Annotated in this window: 22 protein-coding genes and 1 tRNA gene; 13 read left to right on the top strand and 10 right to left on the bottom strand. The window is 68.7% G+C overall.

The window, feature by feature from the left end; genetic code table 11:
- Positions 1 to 116: 116 nt before the first annotated feature.
- Positions 117 to 1,739, top strand: a complete 1,623-nt coding sequence (locus ACFPN9_RS14665; RefSeq protein WP_066717203.1) for a peptide chain release factor 3 — start codon at positions 117 to 119, stop codon at positions 1,737 to 1,739.
- 155 nt (positions 1,740 to 1,894) lie between these two features.
- Positions 1,895 to 2,581 (top strand): OmpW/AlkL family protein, encoded by a 687-nt coding sequence (locus ACFPN9_RS14660; protein ID WP_066717200.1) that lies wholly within the window; start codon positions 1,895 to 1,897, stop codon positions 2,579 to 2,581.
- An 81-nt stretch (positions 2,582 to 2,662) separates the two neighbouring features.
- Here the strand turns inward: ACFPN9_RS14660 and ACFPN9_RS14655 are convergent, their stop codons facing one another.
- Positions 2,663 to 3,142 carry an Lrp/AsnC family transcriptional regulator gene (locus ACFPN9_RS14655; protein ID WP_066717197.1) on the bottom strand — a complete coding sequence of 160 codons (480 nt, stop codon included), beginning with the start codon at positions 3,140 to 3,142 and terminating at the stop codon, positions 2,663 to 2,665.
- A 176-nt stretch (positions 3,143 to 3,318) separates the two neighbouring features.
- Between ACFPN9_RS14655 and ACFPN9_RS14650 the strand changes: the two genes are divergently transcribed.
- On the top strand, positions 3,319 to 3,840 hold the full coding sequence (locus tag ACFPN9_RS14650) for a cysteine dioxygenase (RefSeq protein ID WP_066717194.1): 522 nt from the start codon (positions 3,319 to 3,321) through the stop codon (positions 3,838 to 3,840).
- A gap of 59 nt (positions 3,841 to 3,899) precedes the next feature.
- On the opposite strand, the gene ACFPN9_RS14645 is transcribed toward ACFPN9_RS14650, so the two are convergent.
- Positions 3,900 to 4,871, bottom strand: a complete 972-nt coding sequence (locus ACFPN9_RS14645) for a KpsF/GutQ family sugar-phosphate isomerase (RefSeq protein WP_156446419.1) — start codon at positions 4,869 to 4,871, stop codon at positions 3,900 to 3,902.
- A 149-nt stretch (positions 4,872 to 5,020) separates the two neighbouring features.
- Here ACFPN9_RS14645 and ACFPN9_RS14640 point away from each other — a divergent pair, with 149 nt between their 5' ends.
- The gene (locus ACFPN9_RS14640) at positions 5,021 to 6,550 is read left to right on the top strand and encodes an outer membrane beta-barrel protein (RefSeq protein ID WP_197426520.1); all 1,530 of its coding nucleotides are present in this window, start codon (positions 5,021 to 5,023) and stop codon (positions 6,548 to 6,550) included.
- A 96-nt stretch (positions 6,551 to 6,646) separates the two neighbouring features.
- Here ACFPN9_RS14640 and ACFPN9_RS14635 read toward each other — a convergent pair whose 3' ends face one another.
- The gene (locus ACFPN9_RS14635; protein ID WP_066717181.1) at positions 6,647 to 8,491 is read right to left on the bottom strand and encodes a M3 family oligoendopeptidase; all 1,845 of its coding nucleotides are present in this window, start codon (positions 8,489 to 8,491) and stop codon (positions 6,647 to 6,649) included.
- Between the two features lie 205 nt (positions 8,492 to 8,696).
- On the opposite strand from ACFPN9_RS14635, the gene ACFPN9_RS14630 reads away from it, so the two are divergent.
- The 4 genes from ACFPN9_RS14630 to ACFPN9_RS14615 all read left to right on the top strand — a co-directional run bounded on the left by ACFPN9_RS14630 (position 8,697) and on the right by ACFPN9_RS14615 (position 14,507).
- Positions 8,697 to 10,190 (top strand): sigma-54-dependent transcriptional regulator, encoded by a 1,494-nt coding sequence (locus ACFPN9_RS14630; protein WP_377817211.1) that lies wholly within the window; start codon positions 8,697 to 8,699, stop codon positions 10,188 to 10,190.
- Between the two features lie 105 nt (positions 10,191 to 10,295).
- Positions 10,296 to 12,224, top strand: a complete 1,929-nt coding sequence (locus ACFPN9_RS14625; protein WP_066717175.1) for a L,D-transpeptidase family protein — start codon at positions 10,296 to 10,298, stop codon at positions 12,222 to 12,224.
- Positions 12,225 to 12,411: 187 nt separating this feature from the next.
- Positions 12,412 to 14,220 carry a peptidoglycan L,D-endopeptidase MepK gene (locus ACFPN9_RS14620; RefSeq protein WP_348626287.1) on the top strand — a complete coding sequence of 603 codons (1,809 nt, stop codon included), beginning with the start codon at positions 12,412 to 12,414 and terminating at the stop codon, positions 14,218 to 14,220.
- A 77-nt stretch (positions 14,221 to 14,297) separates the two neighbouring features.
- Entirely contained in the window at positions 14,298 to 14,507 is a 210-nt protein-coding gene (locus ACFPN9_RS14615) for a hypothetical protein (RefSeq protein ID WP_066719952.1), read from the top strand.
- Positions 14,508 to 14,633: 126 nt separating this feature from the next.
- Here the strand turns inward: ACFPN9_RS14615 and ACFPN9_RS14610 are convergent.
- A tRNA-Ala gene (locus ACFPN9_RS14610) sits at positions 14,634 to 14,709 on the bottom strand.
- A gap of 126 nt (positions 14,710 to 14,835) precedes the next feature.
- Between ACFPN9_RS14610 and ACFPN9_RS14605 the strand changes: the two genes are divergently transcribed.
- From ACFPN9_RS14605 to ACFPN9_RS14595, 3 genes are all read left to right on the top strand, one after another.
- Complete coding sequence (locus ACFPN9_RS14605) at positions 14,836 to 15,126, top strand: YggT family protein (RefSeq protein ID WP_066720001.1); 291 nt, start codon at positions 14,836 to 14,838, stop codon at positions 15,124 to 15,126.
- Position 15,127: 1 nt separating this feature from the next.
- Complete coding sequence (locus ACFPN9_RS14600; protein WP_066719954.1) at positions 15,128 to 15,460, top strand: DUF167 family protein; 333 nt, start codon at positions 15,128 to 15,130, stop codon at positions 15,458 to 15,460.
- 69 nt (positions 15,461 to 15,529) lie between these two features.
- Complete coding sequence (locus ACFPN9_RS14595) at positions 15,530 to 16,222, top strand: carbonic anhydrase (RefSeq protein ID WP_066719956.1); 693 nt, start codon at positions 15,530 to 15,532, stop codon at positions 16,220 to 16,222.
- A 7-nt stretch (positions 16,223 to 16,229) separates the two neighbouring features.
- Here ACFPN9_RS14595 and ACFPN9_RS14590 read toward each other — a convergent pair whose 3' ends face one another.
- The 3 genes from ACFPN9_RS14590 to ACFPN9_RS14580 are packed head-to-tail and all read right to left on the bottom strand — an operon-like array spanning position 16,230 to position 17,899.
- Positions 16,230 to 16,817, bottom strand: coding sequence for a HutD/Ves family protein (locus tag ACFPN9_RS14590; protein ID WP_066719958.1), 588 nt, complete (start codon positions 16,815 to 16,817; stop codon positions 16,230 to 16,232).
- Between the two features lie 9 nt (positions 16,818 to 16,826).
- Positions 16,827 to 17,756 carry a site-specific tyrosine recombinase XerD gene (locus tag ACFPN9_RS14585; protein ID WP_066719960.1) on the bottom strand — a complete coding sequence of 310 codons (930 nt, stop codon included), beginning with the start codon at positions 17,754 to 17,756 and terminating at the stop codon, positions 16,827 to 16,829.
- On the bottom strand, positions 17,753 to 17,899 hold the full coding sequence (locus ACFPN9_RS14580; RefSeq protein ID WP_066719963.1) for a histidine kinase: 147 nt from the start codon (positions 17,897 to 17,899) through the stop codon (positions 17,753 to 17,755). Before ACFPN9_RS14580 ends, ACFPN9_RS14585 begins: the two co-directional genes overlap by 4 nt.
- A gap of 170 nt (positions 17,900 to 18,069) precedes the next feature.
- Between ACFPN9_RS14580 and ACFPN9_RS14575 the strand changes: the two genes are divergently transcribed.
- Together ACFPN9_RS14575 and aroB are read left to right on the top strand one after the other, a co-directional pair.
- The gene (locus ACFPN9_RS14575; protein ID WP_066719966.1) at positions 18,070 to 18,693 is read left to right on the top strand and encodes a shikimate kinase; all 624 of its coding nucleotides are present in this window, start codon (positions 18,070 to 18,072) and stop codon (positions 18,691 to 18,693) included.
- The gene (gene aroB, locus ACFPN9_RS14570) at positions 18,690 to 19,841 is read left to right on the top strand and encodes a 3-dehydroquinate synthase (RefSeq protein WP_066719969.1); all 1,152 of its coding nucleotides are present in this window, start codon (positions 18,690 to 18,692) and stop codon (positions 19,839 to 19,841) included. The genes ACFPN9_RS14575 and aroB overlap by 4 nt, the downstream gene beginning before the upstream one ends.
- A gap of 174 nt (positions 19,842 to 20,015) precedes the next feature.
- On the opposite strand, the gene ACFPN9_RS14565 is transcribed toward aroB, so the two are convergent.
- The 3 genes from ACFPN9_RS14565 to ACFPN9_RS14555 all read right to left on the bottom strand — a co-directional run bounded on the left by ACFPN9_RS14565 (position 20,016) and on the right by ACFPN9_RS14555 (position 23,426).
- Positions 20,016 to 20,228, bottom strand: coding sequence for a DUF4287 domain-containing protein (locus ACFPN9_RS14565; protein ID WP_066719971.1), 213 nt, complete (start codon positions 20,226 to 20,228; stop codon positions 20,016 to 20,018).
- A 95-nt stretch (positions 20,229 to 20,323) separates the two neighbouring features.
- Positions 20,324 to 21,475, bottom strand: coding sequence for a calcium:cation antiporter (locus tag ACFPN9_RS14560; protein ID WP_245282423.1), 1,152 nt, complete (start codon positions 21,473 to 21,475; stop codon positions 20,324 to 20,326).
- A 136-nt stretch (positions 21,476 to 21,611) separates the two neighbouring features.
- The gene (locus ACFPN9_RS14555; protein ID WP_066720006.1) at positions 21,612 to 23,426 is read right to left on the bottom strand and encodes a glucan ABC transporter ATP-binding protein/ permease; all 1,815 of its coding nucleotides are present in this window, start codon (positions 23,424 to 23,426) and stop codon (positions 21,612 to 21,614) included.
- Positions 23,427 to 23,527: the final 101 nt, after the last annotated feature.

Here is a 23,527-nt window from a genome sequence, read left to right as displayed (position 1 = left end):
GGGATGATGGGATCAAAGGGTTAACGGGGGCTAACCTCACGGCTTCTCGCGCGATGGCGACACCGGACCCGCCGCGGCGATTGACTTCGCCCGCCCCATCCTGTTCTCACACCGCCATGACCGACATTCAGACCTCCGCCGCGCCGGCAGGCGACGCCGCCCCGCATGCGCGCCGCCGCACCTTCGCGATCATCTCCCACCCCGACGCCGGCAAGACCACGCTGACCGAGAAGCTGCTCTATTTTGGCGGCGCGATTCAGCTCGCGGGCGAGGTGCGTGCCAAGCAGGGCCGGCGCCAGACCTCCTCGGACTGGATGAAGATCGAGCGCCAGCGCGGCATCTCGGTCGTCACCTCGGTGATGACCTTCGAATATGGCGGCCACGTCTTCAACCTCCTGGACACGCCGGGCCACGAGGACTTCTCGGAAGACACCTATCGAACCCTGACGGCGGTCGACAGCGCGGTGATGGTGATCGACGCCGCCAAGGGCATCGAGGCGCGCACCAAGAAGCTGTTCGAAGTCTGCCGCCTGCGCGACATCCCGATCGTCACCTTCATCAACAAGGTCGACCGCGAGACCCGCGACCTGTTCGACCTGATCAACGAGATCGAGACCACGCTGGCCCTTGATGTCGCGCCCATGACTTGGCCGGTCGGCCGCGGCCGCGAGTTCGTCGGCACCTATGATCTCAAGGCCAACAGCTTCCGCCGCAACCAGAAGGGCGACGAGAGCGCCGAGGATCTCGCCGTCTCCGGCCCGGACGACAAGCTTTTCGACGAGCTCCTGCCGCACGGTGCCGCCGAGACCTGGCGCGAGGAGGTCTTCCTCGCCAGCGAAGGGCTGAAGCCCTTCGACCTCGAGGCCTTCCGCGAGGGACATCTGACGCCGCTCTATTTCGGCGCGGCGCTGCGCGACTACGGCGTGCGCGACCTGATCGACGCGCTCGGCGCGCTGGCGCCCAGCCCGCGTGCCCAGGTAGCCGACAAGCGCGCCATCCAGGCGGACGAGCCGAAGATGACCGGCTTCGTCTTCAAGATCCAGGCGAACATGGATCCCAACCACCGCGACCGCATCGCCTTCATGCGCGTCTGCTCGGGCAAGCTCTCGCGCGGCATGAAGGCGAAGCTCGTGCGGACCGGCAAGCCGATGCCGCTCAATGCGCCGCAATTCTTCTTCGCGCGCGACCGCTCGATCGCGGAGGAGGCCTTCGCCGGCGACATCGTCGGCCTGCCGAACCACGGCACGCTGCGCATCGGCGACACGCTGACCGAGGGCGAGGACGTCGTCTTCAAGGGTGTGCCGAGCTTCGCCCCGGAAATCCTGCGCCGCGTGAAGCTCAAGGACGCGATGAAGGCCAAGAAGCTGCGCGAGGCCCTGCAGCAGATGGCAGAAGAAGGTGTCGTCCAGATCTTTTTGCCCCATGACGGCGCCCCCGCCATCGTCGGCGTCGTCGGCGCGCTCCAGCTCGACGTGCTCAAGGAGCGCATGGATGTGGAGTACTCGCTACCGGTCGACTTCGAGCCCTGCCAGTTCTCGATTGCGCGCTGGGTCTCCTCCGAGGACAAGGCGGCACTGCAGAAATTCGTCGCCTCCAAGCCCTCTTCCATGGCGGACGATCTCGACGGGGATCCGGTCTTCATGGCGTCCAGCCAGTTCACGCTGAAATACGACGCCGAGCGCGTGCCCGACGTCACCTTCTCGGACATCAAGGACTATCAGAAGGTCGCGCGCGGCTGAGCAGCCTCAGCGGCTGTTGCGTCGAGGCCACAGCAGGCCGGACTGTCGCCGGATTTGATCCCGATCAAATCGAAGTTGACAGGATCGAGGCTTCTGGAGGACGGGAGCCGCGAGCACGCAGACGTGCCACGGTCTCGTTTCTGGGGGCCTTCGCCATGTCACGCATACTTCGTCTCGCCGCCTGCGCCGCGCTGCTCGCCGGCACCGCCCTGACCTCGGCCGGTGCGGCCGACCTGCCTTCCGCCAAGACCGCGCCGATCGCGCCGGTGCTGACGCAGTGGAGCCCGTGGATGATCCGCGGCCGTGCGCTGGCGGTGGTGCCGCAGGAGAGCGCCAAGCTCCGGCTCGGTGGCGCGCCGATTGTCGGCGGCGACGTCGATATCTCCAACTCGGTCGTCCCCGAGCTCGATATCAGCTACTTCTTCACCAAGAACATCGCCGTCGAGCTGATCCTCGGCGTCACCCCGCACAAGGTGAAGGGCGCTGGGGCGCTCGCCGGAGCGCAGATCGGCTCGGCCTGGCTGCTGCCGCCGACCCTAATGCTGCAGTATCACTTCACCGATTTCGGCGCCTTCAAGCCTTATGTCGGCGTCGGCGTGAACTACACCGTCTTCTTCAACGAGAAGGCCAAAGGCGGCTTCACCAGTTTCGATCTGAAGGACAGCTTCGGCTTCGCCCTGCAGGCCGGCTTCGACTACATGATCGACAAGAACTGGGGCTTCAACTTCGACGTCAAGAAGATCTTCCTCGAGCCTAAGGTCAAGGTCAACAACGGCCTCATCGCCGGCAAGGTCAAGATCGATCCGTGGCTGATCGGCGCCGGTGTCACCTACCGGTTCTAAGTCCGCTCCCGTTTGGCTGGGGGGCCAGGGGGGCTGGGGGAGGAAGGGAGCGGTTCGCCGCTCCCTTCTTTCGTTTGGGGCTCAGCTCGCCGGCTGCGCGAAGCCGAGCGGGATCGCCGTCGTCGACTTCAACTCCTCCATCGCGAACATCGAGGTCACGTCGTTGAGGTCGATGCGGGAGATCAGCTTCTTGTAGAGCGCGTCATAGGCCGCAATGTCCGGCACACAGGCCTTGAGCAGATAGTCGATTTCGCCGCTCATCCGGTAGAAATCGACGATCTCCGGCAGGTCGCGCACGGCGGTGTGGAAGCGCTCCAGCCACTCCATCGAATGCCGCGCCGTCTTCACCGCGATGAAGACCGTGACGCCCGCCTGCAGCATGCTGCGGTCGAGCAGCGCGACGCGCTTGCGGATATAGCCGGCGGCCTCCAGCTTCTGCACCCGCCGCCAGCACGGCGTCGCCGACAATCCGACCGCCTCCGACAACTCGGCCAGCGGCAGGCTCGCATCCTCCTGCAGGCAGGCGAGGATGCGGAGATCGAAGGCGTCGAGCTTGGCCATGGAGCATTCATGAAATGGATTCGTGAGATTGAGAGGGTCGGCGCAAACAGATTCTCAAGACGATGTCACAAGCGCTAGCCAATTCCAAGAACCGAGCGTTTCCTCGTCAGATAGCAAACCATTTTCCCGGCGACTGGCTATCCTTGCTGAAGGAGCGCGCCGGCGGGAGTCGAGGGATGCAGGAATTCTTGAACGCGGAGCGGCGCGGCACGGTTCTCGCCAGCCTGCGGACGGATGAGGGCACGCTTTCGCGTGACTATCTCGCGGCAGCCCGCTCCGTCCTGCGCGAACTCGTTGCGATGCCCGACCTCGTGCGCGCCCTGCCGCTCGAGCGCAAACCCGGCGGCTACACCCGAAACCTTCTCGCAGGCGACGACTCCGTCAGCGTCTGGGCTATCGTCTGGGCGGCCGGAGCGACCACCTGCATCCACGACCACCACTGCTCCTGCTGCTTCGGCGTCGTCAGCGGCACCGTGACCGAAACCTGGTATCGCGCCATCGACGCGCAGCGCGCCATCGCGACCGAGCAGCATGATCGCCAGGCCGGCTATGTCGCCTGCATGCTGCCGAGCGGCCCCAATATCCACCGCATGCGCAATCTCGGGACCGAAGACGCCATCTCGATCCACATCTACGGCTTCGACCACGAAGCCCACGAGTCATCGATCGAGACGCAATACGTCGCGGTCGAGGGCTGAATCCGGACACAACGGCGCCCCAAGGCCGCTCCATCCTCGATCCGCCCGCAAGGAGCCTGCTAGGCCACCCCGAGCGACAGCAGGTCGTGCACATGGACCAGCCCGACCGGGCGGTCCCCGCCATCCGCCACGATCAGCGCCGTGATCCGCAGGCGGTTGACCATTTCCAGCGCCTCGCCTGCCAGCGCATCCGGCGCGATCCGGCGCGGATTCGGCGTCATCACGTCCCGCGCCCGCTGGGCCGGCCCGGCCCGCAGCAGCTTGCGGCGAAGATCGCCATCGGTGACGACTCCGGCGAGAACCCCGTCAGCATCGACCACAACGGCGCAACCGAAGCCCTTCTCTGAGATCAGAGCGACCACATCGGCGATCGCCGTGTCGAGGCCGCAGAGCGGCAGCGCCGCGTCGCGATGCATGATGCTGGCGACCGTCTTGAGCTGCGCGCCGAGCTTGCCGCCCGGGTGGTAGACGAAGAAGTCCTGGCGCGAGAAGCCGCGTGCCTCGAGCAGCGCCACGGCGAGCGCATCGCCCAGCGCCATCTGCATCGTCGTGGAAGTCGTCGGCGCCAATCCGTTCGGGCAGGCTTCCTGCGCCTTGGGCAGAAGCAGCGTCACATCCGCCTCGCGGCCGAGCGCGCTGTCGGCATTGGCCGTGATCGCGATCAGGCCTACGCGGAAACGCCTCGTGTGGCCGACGATCGCCGCCAGTTCCGCCGTCTCGCCCGACCAGGACAGGGCGATCACCACGTCCTCCGGCTGAACCATGCCGAGATCGCCATGGCTGGCTTCGGCGGGATGGACGAAATGCGCCGGCGTGCCGGTGGAGGCGAGCGTCGCTGCGATCTTGCGTCCGACATGGCCGGATTTGCCCATGCCGGAGACGATGACGCGCCCGCCCGCCGCCCGGATCATCGCGACGGCGGCGGCGAAGGCCTCGCCCATCCCGTTGGCGAGCGCCTCGTGGAGCGTGTCGAGCCCGGCACGTTCGGTCGCGACGGTGCGGAGCGCGGAAGCGCGGATATCGGCTGTCATGGCGCGCGCTCTAGCACAGCCGCGCGCAGGGGGGCCAGCTTCGGGGCGCCCCGTCATTGACGGCCCGTTAACCCCCTTCGTTTTAACTCCGTTAACCATGCGCGCGCTGTCCGGCGCGACAAAGCCCGTTCCTGGAGCCACGCCGCCCCGTGCCCCGGCCTGCCCCGTCTCTGTTGCTGACCGGCGTCGCCGCCGCGAGCCTCGTGCTCGCCGCGTCGTCCGTCGCTGCGCAGCAGGCGCGGCGCACGCCGCTGCGGCCGAGCGTGCCGGCCTATGTCGCCCAGCCAACGGTGCCGGACTTGCCTGCGGCGCCTCTCTCGGCCACGCCGGATTCGGTTCGTGATCCCGCCGCCCTGATTCAGGGCCAGCCTACCACCGTATCCCGCCGCGCCCCGCCTTTTGCCAGCCGGCCGGTGCGCGCCAGTGGCGTGCGCGGCGTCACCCAGCGCCAGTTCCGCGCGCCGCAGACCGGCGTCGCGGGCCTGCCGACCACGCCGCCGCCACCACCGCCCCCGCGCCGGCGCGCCGCGGCGGAAGAGGATCCTTACGCACCGCTCGGGCTGCGGCTCGGCAACGTCACACTGAAGCCAGGCCTGACCAGCAGTGTCGGCTACGACACCAACCCGCAGCGGACGGCGGGCTCGACCCGCACGGGCTCAGCCTTCGGCCGGCTGGAGGGTGATCTCGACGTCCAATCGGACTGGAACGTGCATGAGCTGAAGGGCAAGCTGCGCGGCGGCTACAGCCGCTTCTTCCGCGACGAGAACGCCTCGCGCCCCGATGGCGAGGGCAATCTCGACCTGAGGCTCGACGCCTCGCGCGACACGCGCATCCTTCTGGAGACGCGGGCGAAGATCGATACCCAGCGCCCCGGCTCGCCGGACCTGACCTCCGCCGTCGTCGGTCGCCCGCTGATCTATCAGTATGGCGGCTCCGCCGGCGTCACCCATGACATCAATCGCCTGCAGATGACGCTGCGCGGCTCGGTCGACCGCAGCGACTACGAGGATGGCAAGCTCAGCAATGGCGGGATCGTCAGCCAGCGCGACCGCAACCAGACGCAATACGGCCTGCGCCTGCGCGCCGGCTATGAGATGACGCCGGGCTTCAGGCCCTTCGTCCAAGGTGAGGTCGACACCCGCGAATTCGACCAGGCCGTCGATTTGAGCGGCTATCGGCGCTCGTCCGATGGCGCCACCATCCGTATAGGCTCGACCTTCGAGATCAGCCGCCAGCTCACCGGCGAAATCTCGGCCGGCTACCAGAACCGCCGCTACGACGATGCCCGGTTGCGCGACCTGAAAGGCTTCGTCGGCGATGCCGCCATTCTGTGGTCGCCGACGCCGCTCACCACCGTCACCCTGCGCGGCACCTCCGAACTCGGCGACACGACGATTGCGGGCTCCTCGGGCACCACGGCGCGGCGCGTCTCGCTCGAGATCGCCCACGCGCTGCGCCGCAACCTCACCGTCACCGGCATCGCCAGCTTCGGCCGCACCGAATATGAGGGACAGGGCCTGCGCGAGGACTTCTCGAGCCTCGGGGCCCGCGTCGAATACAAGCTGACGCGGACCGTGGCGATCCGCGCGAGCTTCACCCATGAACGGCTGAACTCGACCGCCCAGAATTCGGACTACACCGCGAATATCGCGCAGGTGGGCCTGAGGCTGCAGTTCTGACCCAGCGTCATTCTCGGGCTTGACCCGAGAATCCCCGAAACCAGCGCTCTCCGGTCATGAGATGGTCGGGTCAAGCCCGACCATGACGTGACGGGGCTACTCCATCCCCTCCAGCTCGATGATCATGCCCTCGATCATAGTGAGCCCGATCTGCCAGAACGCGGGATCGCGCGCATCCAGCCCGAACGGTGCCAGCAGCTCGGCGTGATGCTTGGTGCCGCCGGCCGAGAGCAGCGCGAAGTACCGCTCCTGGAACCCCTCCGCCGCATTCCGGTACACGCCGTAGAGCGAGTTCACCAGGCAGTCGCCGAAGGCATAGGCGTAGACATAAAAGGGCGAATGGATGAAGTGGGGAATGTAGCACCAGAACGGCTCGTAGCCCGGCCCGAGCCGGATCGCCGGCCCTAGGCTCTCCGCCTGAACGCTCATCCAAAGCTCGCACAGGGCCTCGGCAGTCAGTTCGCCCGATTTGCGCGACTCGTGCACCTTCCGCTCGAAGGAGTAGAAGGCGATCTGGCGCACGACCGTGTTGATCATGTCCTCGACCTTCGCCGCCAGCATCGCCTTGCGCTGCCTGGGGTCCTGCGTGCCGTCGAGCAGGCGGCGGAAGGTGAGCATCTCGCCGAAGACGCTCGCCGTCTCGGCCAGCGTCAGCGGCGTGGGCGCCATCAGCGCGCCGTTCGGCGCCGCCAGCACCTGATGCACGCCATGGCCGAGCTCATGGGCGAGCGTCATCACGTCGCGCGGCTTGCCCTGGTAATTGACCAGCACATAGGGATGCGCGGACGGCACCGTCGGATGGGCGAAGGCGCCGGGCGCCTTGCCGGGCCGCACCGGCGCGTCGATCCACTGCTCGTCGAAGAAGCGCCGCGCGATCTCCGCCATCCGCGGTGAGAAGGCACCATAAGCGTCGAGCACAGTATCGCGCGCTTCCGTCCAGGGAATCGTGCGCTGCTCGACCTTGGGCAGCGGCGCATTGCGGTCCCAGAAATCCAGCGCCTCGCGCCCGAACCATTTCGCCTTCAGTTTGTAGTAGCGGTGCGACAGCCGCGGATAGGCCTCGCGCACGGCGCTCACCAGCGCATCCACGACCTCGCGCTCGACGCGATTGGCGAGATGGCGCGAATCCGCGACGTCCTCGAATTTGCGCCAGCGGTCGGAGATTTCCTTGTCCTTGGCGAGCGTGTTGGTGATCAGCGCGAAGGTCCGCAGCTGCCCGCGGAAGACGGTGCTCAAGGCCTCGGCCGCCTCCTTGCGCACCGCGCCGTCGGCATCCTGCAGCTTGTTGAGCGTCGGCTCCAGCGTCAGCTCCTCGCCGCCGATCCGGAAGCGCAGCGAGGCGATCGTCTCGTCGAAGAGCCGGTTCCAGGCGGCGTGCCCGGTCATCGACTTCTCGTGGAAGAGAGCCTCGATCCGGTCCTCGAGCTGGTGCGGCTTGTCCTTGGCGAGATCGTCGAGCCAGGGCTTCCAGTGCGAAAGCGGCGCCGTCGCAGAGACGCGGGCCAGAAGCTCGGGCTCGATCCGGTTCAGCTCGAGTTCGAAGAACAGCAGCTCGGTCACCGCCGCGTTCAGCTTGTCCTGCGTGTCGCCGTAGAACTTGGCGCGCTGCGGGTCGGTGGTGTCGCCGGCATAGACAAGGCCCGCATAGGCGCCGATGCGGCCGAGCAGGTCGCTCAACGTCTCGAACGCCTTCACCGCCTCGGCCAGCGCCGCGGCTCCGTCCTCGCGCTCCGCCAGGGCGGCGAGCTTGCCATGATAGAGCGCCGCGAAGCTCTGCGAATCGGCCAGCGCCCGGTCGAGATCCGCCTTCAGCGCGGGGGAATCCAGGCCGGGATAGAGATGACTCAGATCCCATTCCGGCAGCGTGCCCAGGGATTTGGCGGCCGCGGCGGCGCTTCCCGTCGCAGTGGCGCGCAGCACCTGGTCGAACGCATTGGTCATCGTCGGCAACCTCGCAGATGGGAACCCCGCCGTTCCCTCATATGCGCGGGGCACCGGCCGGGATCAATCTCTGCCGGCGTCGCGGCCCCCCGCGCTATGCGCTTAAGCGCCGCTTAACCGTTCTGGCCGAGAATGACCCAGAACGGAACAGCCGGCGCCGCCTGGAGCGGCCGGCTTGTTCACCGCCTTAAGCCTTCGAGGTGTCATGACCGCCACCGTACTCGTCGTCGACGACGATCCCGTTCAGCGCCGCCTGCTGGACGCCATGCTGAAGCGTTGCGGGTACGACGCCGTCGTCGCGGAGACCGGCCAGGCCGCCCTCCAGATGCTGACGGGCCCCGAGGGCGACCGCTTCGACGCGATCGTGCTCGATCTCGTCATGCCCGAACTCGACGGCATGGGCGTCCTGGCCGCGCTGCGCGAGCGCGCGATCGAGACGCCGGTCATCGTGCAGACGGCCAATGGCTCGATCGAGACCGTCGTCCAGGCGATGCGCGCCGGCGCGGTCGACTTCGTCGTCAAGCCGGTCGGCGCCGAGCGGCTGCAGATCTCGCTCAAGAACGCGCTCAAGCTCGGCGCCCTCGAGCACGAGCTGCGCCACATCAAGCGCCGCGCCTCGGGCACGCTCGGCTTCCGCGATCTCGCCACCAAGAGCGCCGACATGGCGCGCGTCGTGCGGCTGGCCGAGCGCGCGGCAAAGTCCAACATCCCGATCCTGATCGAGGGTGAATCCGGCGTCGGCAAGGAGGTGCTCGCCCGCGCCATCCAGGGTTCGAGCGACCGGAAGGGCAAGCCCTTCGTCACGGTCAATTGCGGCGCGATCCCGCACAACCTCGTCGAGTCGATCCTCTTCGGCCACGAGAAGGGCGCCTTCACCGGCGCCACCGAGCGCCATGTCGGCAAATTCGTCGAGGCCAGCGGCGGAACGCTCTTCCTCGACGAGGTCGGCGAATTGCCGCTCGATGCGCAGGTCAAGCTCCTGCGTGCGATCCAGGAAGGCGAGGTCGACCCCGTCGGCGGCAAGAAATCGGTGCGCGTCGACATCCGCATCATCTCGGCGACGAACAAAAGCCTGCTCGATCAGGTCAAGGCGGGCGAGTTCCGCGAGGATCTCTACTACCGCCTCAACGTCTTCCCGATCACACTGCCGCCGCTGCGTCAGCGCCGCGAGGACATCGCCGATCTGGCGCGCGGCTTCCTCGCGCGCTTCGCGGCTGAGGAGGGCAAGAAGCTGCGCGGCATCGGCGCCGAGGCGCTCGCGCTCATCAGCGGCTATGACTGGCCGGGCAATGTCCGTCAGCTCGAAAACGCGATGTTCCGGGCCGTGGTGCTGGCCGATGGCGACGAGCTGACCGTCGCCGAATTCCCGCAGATCGCCGCGCAGATGGAGGGCTACGACGTCCGCATCCCGCCCGCCCCCGCGCCGCTCGGCCCGGCCGAGGCGCGCAGCGAGCCCCCGCGCATCATCCAGATGCCGGTGCGCGACCCCAACTCGCTGGAACTCGTCGCCGGCTCCGACATGCGCACGCTCGATGAACTCGAGCGCGAGATCATCAAATTCGCCCTCGCCCATTATCGCGGGCACATGTCGGAGATCTCGCGCAAGCTCGGCATCGGCCGCTCGACGCTCTACCGCAAGCTCAAGGATTACGGGCTCATCGAGCCCGGAGTGGCCACGGATGAAACCGACGCGGCCTGAGCCGCGACGAACCGAATGGCGGCGCGTGTTGCGCTGCCGCATCTTGTCGAAACCGGCCGAGTCACGCAGGAATGCGGTTCTCGGCAGAATGCAGGAATAGCGACCATGCGTCGTCGCCACTGGGCGAATCTGGCTTGCGTCTCGGCTCTGGCCCTGTCGCTGACCTCAGCCGTCGCCTCCGCCGAAGGCCAGGCCATCGATCCGACGCTCGGCATTCCGCTGCCGGAACAACCCGCCTTGCTCCTTCATGCCGACGAGCAGCCGCAAGCCGCGCAGGCTCCGGTCAGCACGGAAGTCGCTCCCGCCGAGCCCGCCCCGCAGACGGACACCGCAAACGCGCCCGCCGCCGAACCCGGCATGGTCACCGGCGCGGTCACACCTTCCGCGCGCCCAGAGGGCAGCCTCGCCACGCCGGAGCTGCCGACGGCCTCCGTGGCGGCACAGGACCAGCCTGTAACGCTCGACATTCCCGAGGTCGAGCTGCCGCCGGCCGATCCCGCGCTGGCGGCGCCGCAGGCCGCCCCCATGCTGCGAAAGGCCGAGCCGGCGATCGCCCCGCCCGAGCTGCCCAAGGTCGTCGTCGACCTGCCCGCCGGATCCGAATACGCCGCCGACATCGCCGCCCGCGCGGCCGACGCGCTGGCCCTGCCGCGCCTCGCCGAGCGCGAGCGCGCCGAGATCCTCGCCGCCTACGAGGCCAACGGCAACCGGCCGCTTTGGATCGAGGGACGCGGCTGGAGCGCCGCCGGCCTGCGCCTGACCGAGCGCCTCGGTCGCGCCGGCGAGGACGGGCTGCGTCCAACCGACTATCCGCTGCCCGCCTTCGAGGCGAGCGACAAGGGCAGCCTCGCCGAAGCCGATGTCCGACTCTCGGCGCTGGCCGTGCTCTATGCCCGCGACGCGCGCGGCGCCCGCGTCGATCCTCGCCGCCTGTCGAAGCTGCTGACGCCGACGCTCTCGTTACCCTCCGCCACCGAAGTCCTTTCGGAGCTCGCGGGCGCGGCCGATGCCGGCGCCGTGCTGGCCGCTTACAACCCGCCCCATGAGGGCTATCGGCGGCTCAAGGCCAAGCTCGCCGAGTTGCGCGAGCATCTCGACGACACGCCGCTGGTGCGCATTCCCGCCGGCCCGGCGCTGAAGCTCGGCATGCGCGACGACCGCGTCCCGCTGGTGCGCGCCCGGCTCGGCCTCGGCCCCAGCGAAGAGCCCGTCTTCGATCGCTCCACCGCGACTGCTCTGGCCGCCTTCCAGAAGCAGGCGGGCCTGCCGGCGACCGGCGTTCTCGGCGCGCAGACTCTCGCCGCGCTTGGCACACCAGCGACGGCCCGCGGCGAGCAGGATATCGTCGCCCAGATGGAGCGCTGGCGCTGGCTGCCGTTCGATCTCGGCGCCGACCACATCATGGTCAATGTCCCGGAATTCCGCGTCCGCGTCGTCCGCCAGGGCCAAGTCGTCCACGAGACGCGCGCCATCGTCGGCAAGCCGGAGACGGCGACGCCCATCTTTTCGCACCGGATGGACCACGTCATCGTCAATCCGTCCTGGTACGTGCCGCCCTCGATTCTGCGCAAGGAGTTCATCCCTGGCCTCGCCGCCGATCCGGACTATGCCGCCAAGCGCGGCTATGTGGTGACGCGGACCAAGGGCGGCGGCATCTCGGTCCGCCAGCCGCCGGGCGAGCGCAACGCGCTCGGCTGGATCAAATTCATGTTCCCGAACGATCACGCCGTCTATCTGCACGACACGCCCAACCGCAGGCTCTTCGCCCAGGAGCGCCGCGCTTTCAGCCATGGCTGCGTGCGTGTCGACAATCCCTTCCAGCTCGCCGATCAGGTTCTCGGGCCGGAATGGACCCATGAGCGTCTGAAGCGCCTCATCGGTTCGGGCGAGCGCCGCATCAACCTGCCCCAGCCGCTGGCGATCCATCTGGTCTACAACACCCATGTCGTCGGCGCCGATGGTAGCCTCACCACCTTCGAGGACCTCTACGGCTTCCACCGGATGGTCCGTCAGGCGCTCGAGCAGCGCGGCTGACGTCGCGTCGGCGAGCGGACGGTGAACCGGCACCGTTTCGCCACGATCGCGGCGTAGCGGAGAGGCGCGCAGAAAGGGCTGGCCCGGCAATTGCCGGCTTGCTAACGAGGCGTTAACGCTTCTCCGCAACTGTTCGTTCACGTTCATCACGCGCCGCCAGAGCGACGCATCGAGACGGGTCAGCAGATTGGGCAGCTCAGACGCCACGCTTTCGGAACGCCAGGCGCGCCCGAAAAGGGTCTTCCGCCGGGCGTTGATGCTCGGGGTTGCGGCCGGGACTCTGCTGCTGGGCGTGCGCGGCACGCAGGATGCCGTCGCCAACGGCGACACGCGGACGATCTCGATCCGCCACATGCACACCAAGGAAGAGGTCACCGTCACCTTCAAGCGGGACGGGCGCTACGTCGCCGAGGGCCTCGAGAAGCTGAACTGGGCCCTGCGCGATTGGCGCACCGACGAGCCGATCCGCATGGATCCGCGCCTCTTCGACGTCGCCTGGGAGGTCCAGCGTCAGGTCGGTTCGGAGCAGCCCTTCCACGTCGTCTCCGCCTATCGCTCACCCGGCACCAATTCGATGCTGCGGCGGCGCTCGCGCGCGGTCGCCAAGCACAGCCAGCACATGCTCGGCAAGGCGATGGACTTCTATCTGCCGGACACGCCGACCGCCCGCATCCGTGAAGCCGGCATGCGCCTGCAGCGCGGCGGCGTGGGCTTCTATCCCGGCGCTCACACGCCCTTCATCCATCTCGATGCCGGCTCGGTGCGCTCCTGGCCACGCATGACGCGCGACCAGCTCGTGCGCCTTTTCCCGGACGAGAAGACCGTCCACCTTCCCGCCGACGGCCAGCCGCTCGGCGGCTACGAGATCGCCAAGGCCGAGATCCTCGCCAGCGGTGGCGCGGTCGCCGGTTATGCGGCGGCCGATCTCGACGAGGGCGCGGTCATCTCCTCCGGCCGCAAGAGCCTCTGGGCCTCGCTCTTCGGCGGCGACGAGGAGGAGGCGGATGCCCGCCCGACCCGCGGCCGCCGCGTCGCTCCCAAGCCGCAGCCCGCCGTCATCGCCTATGCCAGCCCCAATCCCTATGCCGACAGCAACTCGTCGGACGGTGGGCGCTTTGCCGTCGCCATGGCACCCCAGCCGGCTGCCGCAACGCGCTCGCTCGCGCAGGAGCGGGCCGAGCGCCTGGCCCCGCGGGCGCCTGAGCCGCCGGCGGCTCAAGCCGTGGCGCCCGTCAATGCCGCGGCCGAGCCCCCTCCGCCCCCTCCCCAGGAGCGCCGGCCGGCCCTCGTCGATGCCCCCATTCCGCTCGCCCGCCCGCGCGGCCTGGCCCTGCCCGGCGAAGCGGAGGGCGCTGTCCAGATCGCGGCCCTGCCTGCCGGGGGCGGCGCGCTCGCCTTCGCTCAGGCCACCGCGGGCGGCGACCAGAAGCTCGTCCTCGCCGCGCTGCCGCCGCGGCGGCCCGGCGAGATCGCGCCCCTCGTCGAGACCGTCATCGCCGGCAAGCCGACCAGCGCTCCCCTGCCGCCCCTGCGTCCGGCCGCGCTGACCGGATTCGCCCTGGCCGGCCAGTCGACCCCTCTGCCCACCGGCGGTGCCGGCCTGCGCGGCAGCGAAGGGACCCAGCCGGAGGGCCGGCTCGTTATCGTCACCCACCCGCTGCCCCCGAGCCGCCCCGGCGGCAGCCCGGCGGTCAGCGTCGCGGTCGCGACGCCCGCCCGCCCGGCGCCCACACCGATCGAGGCCCAGTACGATTCGGACCGCGCCGGCCTCGATTCGCTCTTCGCCGCCGTCACGCGCAGCCCCGCCCCGGCGGGACGCAGTGTCACCGTCGCCACCGCCCGCGCCCGCACGACCGCGCCGGCCGCATCGCCGATATCCGGCCCGAGTCCGGCGGCGGCGCTCGGCTTCAGCCATGCCGAGCCGAACGACGCCCGAACCGGCTCTTTCAGCGGCCCGGCGGTGAAGCCGCTGCCGACGAACTTCATCCAGAACTGAGCGAGCGTGCCGGCATTAACCGATTGCTGACCGCCCACGGCCCACACTCACGGCGATTCGCCAACAGTGAGAGTGACATGGGACAGGTTCTGCAGTTTCGGCTTCCGCCGGCTCGCGAGGAAAGCCAGGCGGGGAGCGCGCTCGATCTGCTCTCGGCGGTGGATTTCGCACTCCGCGACCTCGTCGACATCGCCAACCACGTCACGCTCGAAGCCGTCCGAGAGCAGGCCATGGCCTGCCACGCCATGCTGGCCGCCGCCTACAATGCCGAGTTCGAGCACGGTTGAACGGACCGTCGCAAACCACCGGTCGATCACAAAGCCGGTGAAGCCGGCCCTATTGCGAGATACGGGTTCGGGGGAATGTCCACCAAGACCGGCAGAACGGCGCGAAGAAGCGGGTTCCGGAGGCCTTGGTGGAGCTGAGGGGATTCGAACCCCTGACCTCTGCAGTGCGATTGCAGCGCTCTCCCATCTGAGCTACAGCCCCGAGGCGCTGGCCTTCTAGGCCGTGCGTCGCCTGTCTGTCAATCGCTTGCGCCAGGAGTTTTGCGCCGGCGCCGAACGGGCAGCGCCGCGCGACAGATGGGCCCGACGACGATCCAGAGGAATGACGATGCGTGCCGTTCTCGACGTGGTGCTGCTGGCCCTGCAGATCTACACTTGGCTGCTGATCATCTCGGCCGTGCTGAGCTGGCTGATCGCCTTCAACGTCGTCAACACGCGCAACCAGTTCGTCTCGACGATCTGGGACATGCTCTACCGCGTCACCGAACCGCTGCTGCGTCCGATCCGGAACATGCTGCCCCAGATGGGGGGGCTGGATCTGTCGCCGATCGTCCTGCTGCTGATCATCTTCTTCATCGAGCGCGTCATCGTCCTCTATCTCTACCCCGCCGTCTTCTGAGGTGGCACCCGAGGCCGCATCCCGGCCCTGGACGGCGACCACCAACGGCCTGCGTCTCGCGGTGCGGCTGACGCCCCGCGGCGGGCGCGATGCCCTCGACGGAATCGAGGTCCTCTCCGACGGCAAGACGGTGCTGAAGGCGAGGGTCCGGGCGGCGCCCAGCGAGGGCGAGGCCAATGCCGCCCTCCTCACTTTGCTGGCCCGGGAGTTCGGCGTTTCGCGCAGTGCTGTCACGCTCGCCACGGGAGCGACAGCGCGGGTCAAGCTGCTGGCGATCGCGGGCGATCCCGCTGCTCTGGTGGCCCGCCTCGAGGCCGCCTGCGCGGCCCACTGAACGCAGACCGATCATGCCGCAGCGCAGCATCGGCTTGACGAAACCGGCCGCCTCCTGTTCGAAGGCGGGATGGAGACGCCCGCATCCCCCTTCCCCGAGCGGCTGACCGAAGGTTACCGCGCCTTTCTCGACGATCGCTTCGACCGGGAAAAGGACCGCTACGAGCAGCTGGCCGAGACCGGCCAGACGCCGAAGATCATGCTGATCGGCTGCTGCGACTCGCGCGTCTCGCCGGAGGTGATCTTCGACGCGCGTCCGGGCGAGATGTTCGTCGTCCGCAATGTCGCCAATCTGGTGCCGCCCTTCTCGCCCGACGACCAGCTCCACGGCACTTCGGCCGCGCTCGAATACGCCGTGCAGGCGCTGAAGGTGGAGCATATCGTCGTGCTCGGCCATGGCCGCTGCGGCGGCATCCGCGCCTTCGCCGACGACGCCCAGGGCCCCCTCTCCTCGGGCGACTTCATCGGCAAATGGATCACTCTGATCGGCCCCGCCGCCGAGCGCACCGGCGGGCGCGGCCGGCACGAGACGCTGGACGGCTATGTCGAGCGCCTGGCCTTCGCCTCGATCCAGCAGTCGCTGGCCAATCTGCGCACCTTCCCCTGCGTGCAGATTCTCGAGAGCAAGGGCAGGCTGCAGCTGCACGGTGCCTATTTCGCCGTCGCGACCGGCGTGCTGATGCTGCTCGATCCCGCGACGGGACAGTTCCTCCCCGCCATCGGCGAGTTGCCGCGGAAGGCGATGCCGCTGCGCTGCGACTGAGCCTGCTCTATCGCAGCCGGATCGTCGCCAGCAGGGCGCGGCCCGCCTCCACCATCAGCGAACCATCCGCCTCGGCGTCGATCCTCAGCGCATGGCCGCCCGTGAGAGCGATGGCCTCGCTGCCGCAACGCGCCGTCACGGCCTCGCCCGGCGCGTAGAGAATGTGGATGGCGGGCACCAGGGCCAGGGTTTCGCCCGGCTCCGGCGCCGCGAGATCGGCACGGCACATCGCCCGGTCGACGATCAGGTTGACGACCTCGACCGGCCCGTTCTCCAGCCGACTGACCAGCGGCAGCCCGCCATCGTAGCGCACGGGGGTAAAAGGCCGGCGCAGGTCGATCTCGCCTGAAGCGCCCTCCAGCACCAGTCCGGAGCCGACGATGACCGCCTGCAGCCGCTCATAGCCGGTGAGGTCGGAGAACGGCCCGGGCTGGACGATGGCCGTGCGCCCGAGCCGCCAGACCATGCCCTCCCAGCCGGCGGGGTCGGCGCCGGGCCGGCTCGCATCGGCGATGTCATGGGTGACGCCGCCACCATTCTTCCAGGGTTTGCTGCGGAAGCTCTCGGGCGGGAGCGGGGTCAGGCGCGTCGTCATGAGGCTCTCTCAGGCTTCGTCCGCCAGCGGGTGAAGGTCCCGCACCAGGCTCTTTAGGCGGTCGTCGAGGACATGGGTGTAGATCTGCGTGGTCGCGATGTCGGAATGTCCCAGCAGCTCCTGGACGACGCGCAGATCGGCGCCGTTCTGAAGCAGATGGCTGGCGAAGGCGTGGCGCAGCACATGCGGGCTCAGGGCATCGCCCGACAACCCGGCCGCCCCGCCCAGCGCCTTGAGATCGCGCCCGAAGGCCTGGCGGGTGAGATGCCCGCTCTCGCCCTCGGCGGGGAAGAGCCAGCGCGTCTCCGCGCCGCCCGACTCGCGCAGCGCCGCCAGCCAGAGCCGCGCCGCCTCCCGCGCCGGCTCGTTCAGCGGCACCAGCCGGTCCTTGTTGCCCTTGCCGCGCACCACCAGGAAGCGCTCGCGCGTCGTCGCTGCCGAGAGTGGCAGCGCGATCAACTCCGAGACGCGCAGGCCCGTGGCGTAGAGCATCTCGATCAGGCAGCGCATCCGCAGCGCCCGCAGCCGCGCGGCGGGCGTCAGCCCCTCGCGGATGCAGGCCTCCCGCGCGGTCGCGATCAGCCGCTCGACATCGGCGACCGAGATCACCTTCGGCAGCGGCCGCCCGAGCCGCGGACCCTGGATGGCCGCGGTCGGATCGCTGGGAGCGAAGCCTTCCGTGTAGAGGAAGCGGTGGAACTGGCGCACCGCCGAGAGCCGCCGCGCGGCGGAAGAGGCTTTCAGCCCCCGCGCGGACAAATCCGCCAGCCAGCCGCGGATGTCGTCGGCCGTCGCGGCCTCCAGCGCCCGCCCCCCGAGGAATTCCAGATAATCGTCGATGTCGCGCTGATAGGCGTCGAGCGTGTTGCGAGCGGCGCCGCGCTCGGCGGCGAGCATGTCGAGAAATCCGTTGCGCCGCGCCTGCGCGATCCGGCTCATTTCGGCTGGAGCCGGGAGGGCGGAATCGTCTCGACCATCTCGCGCGGCACCGGTTCGACGAAGGCGACGAGCGCGACCATGCCGCCGAAGACGAGTCCGCCGAGCAGGGCCAGGAAGGCGACGAATCGGAACAGCGTCGGCACGGTGAGGCGGATCCTTCGGGGCTGTGACTGCGATGGCCCCGCGCATCTTTCGGGAGATGGCGGATGCCGGCAAGGACGGCAAGGCCACAAGCGCCGCAAAATGCGGCACGGGGCCTGACGTTGTGTGACGGCTCATGTTAAAGGGCGCTGAAGACAAGGCTTCCATCGCTATGACGATCGTCGAGACGCTCGACCAGCCACGAGGTGAGGATATCGGCCCGGACCCGGCGACCCTGCGGGCAGCGATCGGCCCGCGGGCGATCGTGCTCGTCGGCATGATGGGCTCGGGCAAGAGCTCGGTCGGCCGCCGTCTGGCGACGCGGCTCGGCCTGCCCTTCGTCGATGCCGACACCGAGATCGAGACGGCCGCCGGCATGACGATCCCCGAGATCTTCGCGCAGCGCGGCGAGAGCGAGTTCCGCGACGGCGAGCGCCGCGTCATCAGCCGCATCCTGACGACGCGTGCGCCCCTCGTGCTCGCGACCGGCGGCGGCGCCTTCATGAACGCGGAAACCCGCGCGCGCATCGCCGATCTCGGCATCTCGATCTGGCTCAAGGCCGAGCCCGAGGTGCTGATGCGCCGGGTCCGCAAGCGCTCCAACCGCCCCCTGCTCCAGACCGCCGACCCCGAGGCGACGCTGCGGCGGATGCTGGCCGAGCGCGAGCCGGTCTATGCGCTCTCCGATCTCACCCTGCTCTCGCGCGACGACCCCCATGACGTCGTGGTGACGGCGGCGCTGGCCGCGCTCGACCGGCATCTGCGCACCCCTCCCGACCGGAAGCCCACGCCATGACGACCCCTGCCCCGTCGGCCGGCGCCCGGATCACGGTTCCGGTCGCGCTGGAGGGCCGCGCCTATGACATCCAGATCGGCCGCCACCAGCTCTGCGAGGCCGCAGCCCTGATCGCCGCGATGGCGCCCGGCGCCAAGGTCGCTGTTGTCACCGACGAGCGCGTCGGCCCGCTCCATGCCCCGGCGCTGGAGGCCTGCCTGCAGCAGGAGGGCATCGGCTTCACCCGCATCACCGTGCCGCCGGGCGAGGCGACCAAATCCTATGCGCAGTTCACGACGCTCTGCGACGCGCTGCTCGCGGCGAAGATCGAGCGCGACGACCTCGTCATCGCGCTCGGCGGCGGCGTGGTGGGCGATCTCACGGGCTTTGCAGCGGCCGTGCTGCGCCGGGGCGTGCGCTTCGTGCAGATCCCGACCACGCTTTTGGCCCAGGTCGATTCCTCCGTCGGCGGCAAGACCGGCATCAATTCGGGCCACGGCAAGAACCTGATCGGCGCCTTCCACCAGCCGGCACTGGTCATCGCCGACACCGCCCTGCTCGACACCCTCAGCGAACGCGAGTTCAAGGCCGGCTATGCCGAGGTGGTGAAATACGGGCTGATCGACGACCCCGCCTTCTTCGACTGGTGCGAGGTCAACTGGAGCCGCATCATCGCAGGCGGCCCCGAGCGCGACCATGCGGTCGCCGTCTCCTGCCGCGCCAAGGCGGCCATCGTCGCCCGCGACGAGCGCGAGGAGGGCGACCGCGCGCTGCTCAATCTCGGCCACACCTTCGCCCATGCGCTGGAGCGGCTGACGAACTACGACTCCACCCGCCTCGTCCATGGCGAGGCGGTGGCGATCGGCCTCGCCCTCGCCTTCCGCTTCTCGCAGCGGCTGGGGCTCTGCTCCGGCCAGGACGCGACCCGCGTCGCGCGCCATCTCGACGCCGTCGGCCTGCCCTCGACGCTCCAGCAGGTTCCGGGCGGTGCCGGAACGGCGCAGGAGATCGTCGCGGCGATGGGCCAGGACAAGAAGGTCCGCCGCGGCGTGCTGACCTTCATCCTCGCCCGCGGCATCGGCCAGAGCTTCATCGCGCATGGCGTCGCGGCGGAGGAGGTCACGGCGTTCATCGAGGCGGAACTGGCGGTCAACGGGCAGGCGCACTGACCGGACACGACAACGATCGGCTTGAGCAGGATAACGGCTCGGAACCAAGCGGTCATCCCGGGCTTGCGCCGGGATCCATCGAAGGGCTCCGGAGCTTTACGATGGATTCCGGATCGGCGCGGCTGCGCCGCTTGTCCGGAATGACGGCCTGCTTCCGAGTGAAATCAGCACGCCCTAATCCTTCGCTTCGGCCATCACATGAGCGACGATGGCGTTGGCGTGGCCATGGCCCAAGCCGTGCTCACTCTTCAGCATGGAGACGATCTCCATGTGCTTCGCCGGCAATCGCTCCCGCACGATCTGCAGCCAGTCGCCGATCGGGCGCCCATAGGTCTTTTCGATGGACGGGAAATAGGACGCCGGTCCCTTGATGCGCGGTTCCGCCACGGTCGATCTCTCCACAAGGCCAGCGCCAGTCTCGCAAGCGAGGATGCGGACCGCAATCCTCGGCCCGGTGCCTGTCCAAATCTGCCCAGAGACCCCTAAGGACTGAACACCAGCACCAGAAACACAAAGAACACGCTGAGATGCACGGCGCCCTCCAGCATTGTCGTGCGCGTGCCGGTGAAGGTCAGCGTCGAGAGCAGCAGCGTCATTGCCAGGATGATCATGTTGGCGCCCGACAGGCCGAGCACGACCTCCTGCCCCGTGAACAGGCCGATCGCCAGCACCGCTGGCACGGTCAGCCCCAGCGTCGAGGCGGCGGCGCCGAGACAGAGATTGATGGCTCGCTGGAGCTGATTCGCCGAGATCGCCCGCAATGCCGCGATGCATTCCGGCGTGAACACCACCATCGCGATCAGGATGCCGCCCAGCGCCACCGGCGCACCGAGACGCGCGATACCAAAGTCGAGCACCACGGCGAGGCTCTTCGCCAGGATCACGATGGGCAGGATGGTGGCGAGCAGCAGCAGGACATGGCTCCAGGTCGAGCCGCCGGGGTCCTCGTGGCCGTCATCCTCGACGATTTCGATCTCATCGGGATCGGGCGCCCGCCCATGCGGTGCCGAGCGCACCGGTGGCGCCTGCTCGCGCGTCGGCTCGACGAAGAAGGAGCGGTGCCGCCCGGTCTGGAGAACGAGGAAGGCCCCGTAGAGCGCCAGCGTGAAGACGGAAAACGAGACCGACTGCAGCACCGTCAGCGTGCCCTCGGCCGTCGAGGTGGTGAAGTTCGGCAGCACCAGCGGGATCACGGTCAGCGGGATGATCACCGCCAGATAGGAGGACGCACCCTTCATGTTGTAGCTCTGGGCGAAGTGGCGCAGCCCGCCGACGAGCAGGCCGATGCCGACCACGCCGTTGAGCACGATCATCAGCACCGCGAACATGGTGTCGCGGCCGAGCGTCGGGGCGCCCTTGGCGCCGAGCATGACGGCCGAGATCAGCGCCACCTCGATGATGACGATCGAGAGCGTCAGGATCAGCGTGCCATAGGGCTCGCCGAGCCGCCCCGCCAGCACCTCCGCCTCATGCACCACGCCGAACGCCGCCCAGATGATGACGCCGAGCAGCCAGGCGAAGACCAGCGCGGCCATGACCGGCTCGCCGAGCCGCCCGAGCAGCGCGTCCCCGAACAGCAGAAAGGCGACCACGGTCGCCCAGGCGCAGGCGAGGCGGAGGATGGTGACGGGCAAGGGCAGTCCTTTCGACGGATGCGGATGGCGCCCGCCACGCTGCGGACATGCGAAAAGGGCCGCGCGCGGCGACCCTGCGTCAGCCTAACGCGCGTCCCGCGAAAAGGTTGCAGGTTCCGGAAAACGCCCCGGCCGTTCAGTCGAGCGCGAGGGTCCTCGCCAGCGGGCTCGCCGCCTCCTCCGCGAGCGCGGCCGCCTTGTCGGTGACGAGATACTGCGCCCGGGCCAGGGCCTCGAAGCGGCCGCCCTTGGCGACCAGTTCGTCGAACGACCCCATCTCGATCACCTCGCCCTGCTCGAAGACGAGAATTCGGTCGGCATTGCGGATGGTGGCGAGGCGGTGGGCGATGACGAAGGTGGTGCGGCCCTTCATCACCTCCTCGAGTGCCTTCTGAAGCTTCACCTCGGTGGCGGCGTCGAGCGCGGAGGTCGCCTCGTCGAGGATCAGGATCGGCGGGTTCTTCAGCAGCGCCCGCGCGATGGAGAGGCGCTGGCGCTCTCCGCCCGAGAGGGTGCGGCCGCGCTCGCCGACCAGCGTGTCCAGACCGTCGGTCTGCCGCGCCATCACCTCGGTCGCCTGCGCCCGGTTGAGCGCCTCCATCATCTCCTCTTCCGTCGCATCCGGCTTGCCGACGGTGAGATTCTCGCGGATCGTCCGGGCGAACAGCATCGGCTCCTGGAAGACGACGCCGATGTTCCGCCGCAGCGAGAGCAGCGAGATCTCGCGAATATCCTGCCCGTCGACGGTGATCCGGCCCGATTGTGGATCGAAGGCGCGGTGCAACAGGCCGAGGGTAGTCGATTTGCCAGAGCCGGTCGACCCCACGATGGCGATGGTCTCGCCCGGCGAGACGGCGAAGGAGACGTCGCGCACCGCGGTGCGCTTGCCGTCATAGGAGAAGGACACGTTCTCGAAGGCGACCGCGCCCGTGAGATGGCCGGCATCCGGCGCGCTCGGCAGGTCGCGGACCGCCGGCAGGGTGTCCAGGACCTCGAAGAATTCGCGCATCTTCGGCGCCTGCATGAAGATGAAGTTCACGAAGGCGACGATCTGCTCGAGCCGGCCGACCAGCATGGTCGCGAAGCCCATGAAGGTCACAATCTCGCCGACCGTGGTCAGCCCCTGCATCAGCAGCCAGGCGCCGACGACGAAGATCGCCAGCACCGTCAGCGTCGCCGAGGCGCGCGTCGCCACCGTCGCGATCGCCCACCAGGAGAGCACCGGCAGTTGCGCATCGAGCAGGCTCGCGATGGTCGAGCGCAGTCCGCGAACCTCCGCCTCGATCCGCGTGAAGCTCTGGATCACCGGCACATTGCCGAGCGCATCCGAGGCCCGCTCGGCGAGGTTCGAGTGATAGGTCTCGACATTGCTCTGCAGCGTGTCGGTCTTGCGCAGCACATAGGCCGTCAGCGAACCGAACAGCACGACGAGGCCAATCAGCAGCAGGCCGAGCTGCCAGTTCTTCCACAGTGTGAAGGGCAGCAGGATGAAGAGCGCGACGAGGCTGGCGCAATGCTCACGGAAGAAGGAGAGCCACAGCGCCCACATGCCGCTGGTGCCGTCGAGCATCACCTTGAGCACGCGGCCGGAATGGGTCTGCGTGTGATAGGCCAGCGGCAGGGTCAGCGCATGCTCGAAATAATTCGCCATCACCGCCAGGCGCCGGCGGTGGGCGAGCCGGTCGGAATGCAGCGAGACGAAGACGCTGGCACCGATGGTGAACAGGCCGAATCCGGCCCATGCCAGGATCAGCGGCCCGATATCGGCCCAGCTCAGCTTCAGCCCCGCGCCTTGGATGCTGGTCAGCTTGTCGATCAGCGCGCCGAACAGCATCGGCTCGGCGAAGGCGGCAGCAGCGAGCAGGACATTGGCGAGCGCCAGGATGATTCCGAGGCGCCGCTCCGGGCCGAGCTCGCCGAGGACACGCGCATAGATCGAGAAAAGCGACATGGCCGCCAGCTTTAGCTGACGCAGCGGCCCGGGCAAGCGGGACGCCGCCGCTTGTGCTCTGCGACGGCGCTTTCGCGAGCAGCGCCCGACGCCCCCCCGCG

The organism is Allobosea massiliensis (assembly GCF_042655245.1).
GTDB classification, from domain to species: Bacteria; Pseudomonadota; Alphaproteobacteria; order Rhizobiales; family Beijerinckiaceae; genus Allobosea; species Allobosea massiliensis.
The sequence above is the reverse complement of the archived record's forward strand: the minus strand, read 5'-3'. Positions and strand labels throughout refer to the sequence as shown.

Coding starts and splice junctions, on each gene's coding strand:
- ACFPN9_RS14655 (WP_066717197.1), bottom strand. CDS start 3,142: ATGGCCAAGCTCGACGCCTTCGATCTCCGCATCCTCGCCTGCCTGCAG.
- ACFPN9_RS14635 (WP_066717181.1), bottom strand. CDS start 8,491: ATGACCAATGCGTTCGACCAGGTGCTGCGCGCCACTGCGACGGGAAGC.
- ACFPN9_RS14575 (WP_066719966.1), top strand. CDS start 18,070: ATGACGATCGTCGAGACGCTCGACCAGCCACGAGGTGAGGATATCGGC.
- ACFPN9_RS14645 (WP_156446419.1), bottom strand. CDS start 4,871: ATGACAGCCGATATCCGCGCTTCCGCGCTCCGCACCGTCGCGACCGAA.
- ACFPN9_RS14630 (WP_377817211.1), top strand. CDS start 8,697: ATGACCGCCACCGTACTCGTCGTCGACGACGATCCCGTTCAGCGCCGC.
- ACFPN9_RS14660 (WP_066717200.1), top strand. CDS start 1,895: ATGTCACGCATACTTCGTCTCGCCGCCTGCGCCGCGCTGCTCGCCGGC.
- ACFPN9_RS14605 (WP_066720001.1), top strand. CDS start 14,836: ATGCGTGCCGTTCTCGACGTGGTGCTGCTGGCCCTGCAGATCTACACT.
- ACFPN9_RS14595 (WP_066719956.1), top strand. CDS start 15,530: ATGGAGACGCCCGCATCCCCCTTCCCCGAGCGGCTGACCGAAGGTTAC.
- ACFPN9_RS14555 (WP_066720006.1), bottom strand. CDS start 23,426: ATGTCGCTTTTCTCGATCTATGCGCGTGTCCTCGGCGAGCTCGGCCCG.
- ACFPN9_RS14650 (WP_066717194.1), top strand. CDS start 3,319: ATGCAGGAATTCTTGAACGCGGAGCGGCGCGGCACGGTTCTCGCCAGC.
- ACFPN9_RS14615 (WP_066719952.1), top strand. CDS start 14,298: ATGGGACAGGTTCTGCAGTTTCGGCTTCCGCCGGCTCGCGAGGAAAGC.
- ACFPN9_RS14665 (WP_066717203.1), top strand. CDS start 117: ATGACCGACATTCAGACCTCCGCCGCGCCGGCAGGCGACGCCGCCCCG.
- aroB (WP_066719969.1), top strand. CDS start 18,690: ATGACGACCCCTGCCCCGTCGGCCGGCGCCCGGATCACGGTTCCGGTC.
- ACFPN9_RS14590 (WP_066719958.1), bottom strand. CDS start 16,817: ATGACGACGCGCCTGACCCCGCTCCCGCCCGAGAGCTTCCGCAGCAAA.
- ACFPN9_RS14585 (WP_066719960.1), bottom strand. CDS start 17,756: ATGAGCCGGATCGCGCAGGCGCGGCGCAACGGATTTCTCGACATGCTC.
- ACFPN9_RS14625 (WP_066717175.1), top strand. CDS start 10,296: ATGCGTCGTCGCCACTGGGCGAATCTGGCTTGCGTCTCGGCTCTGGCC.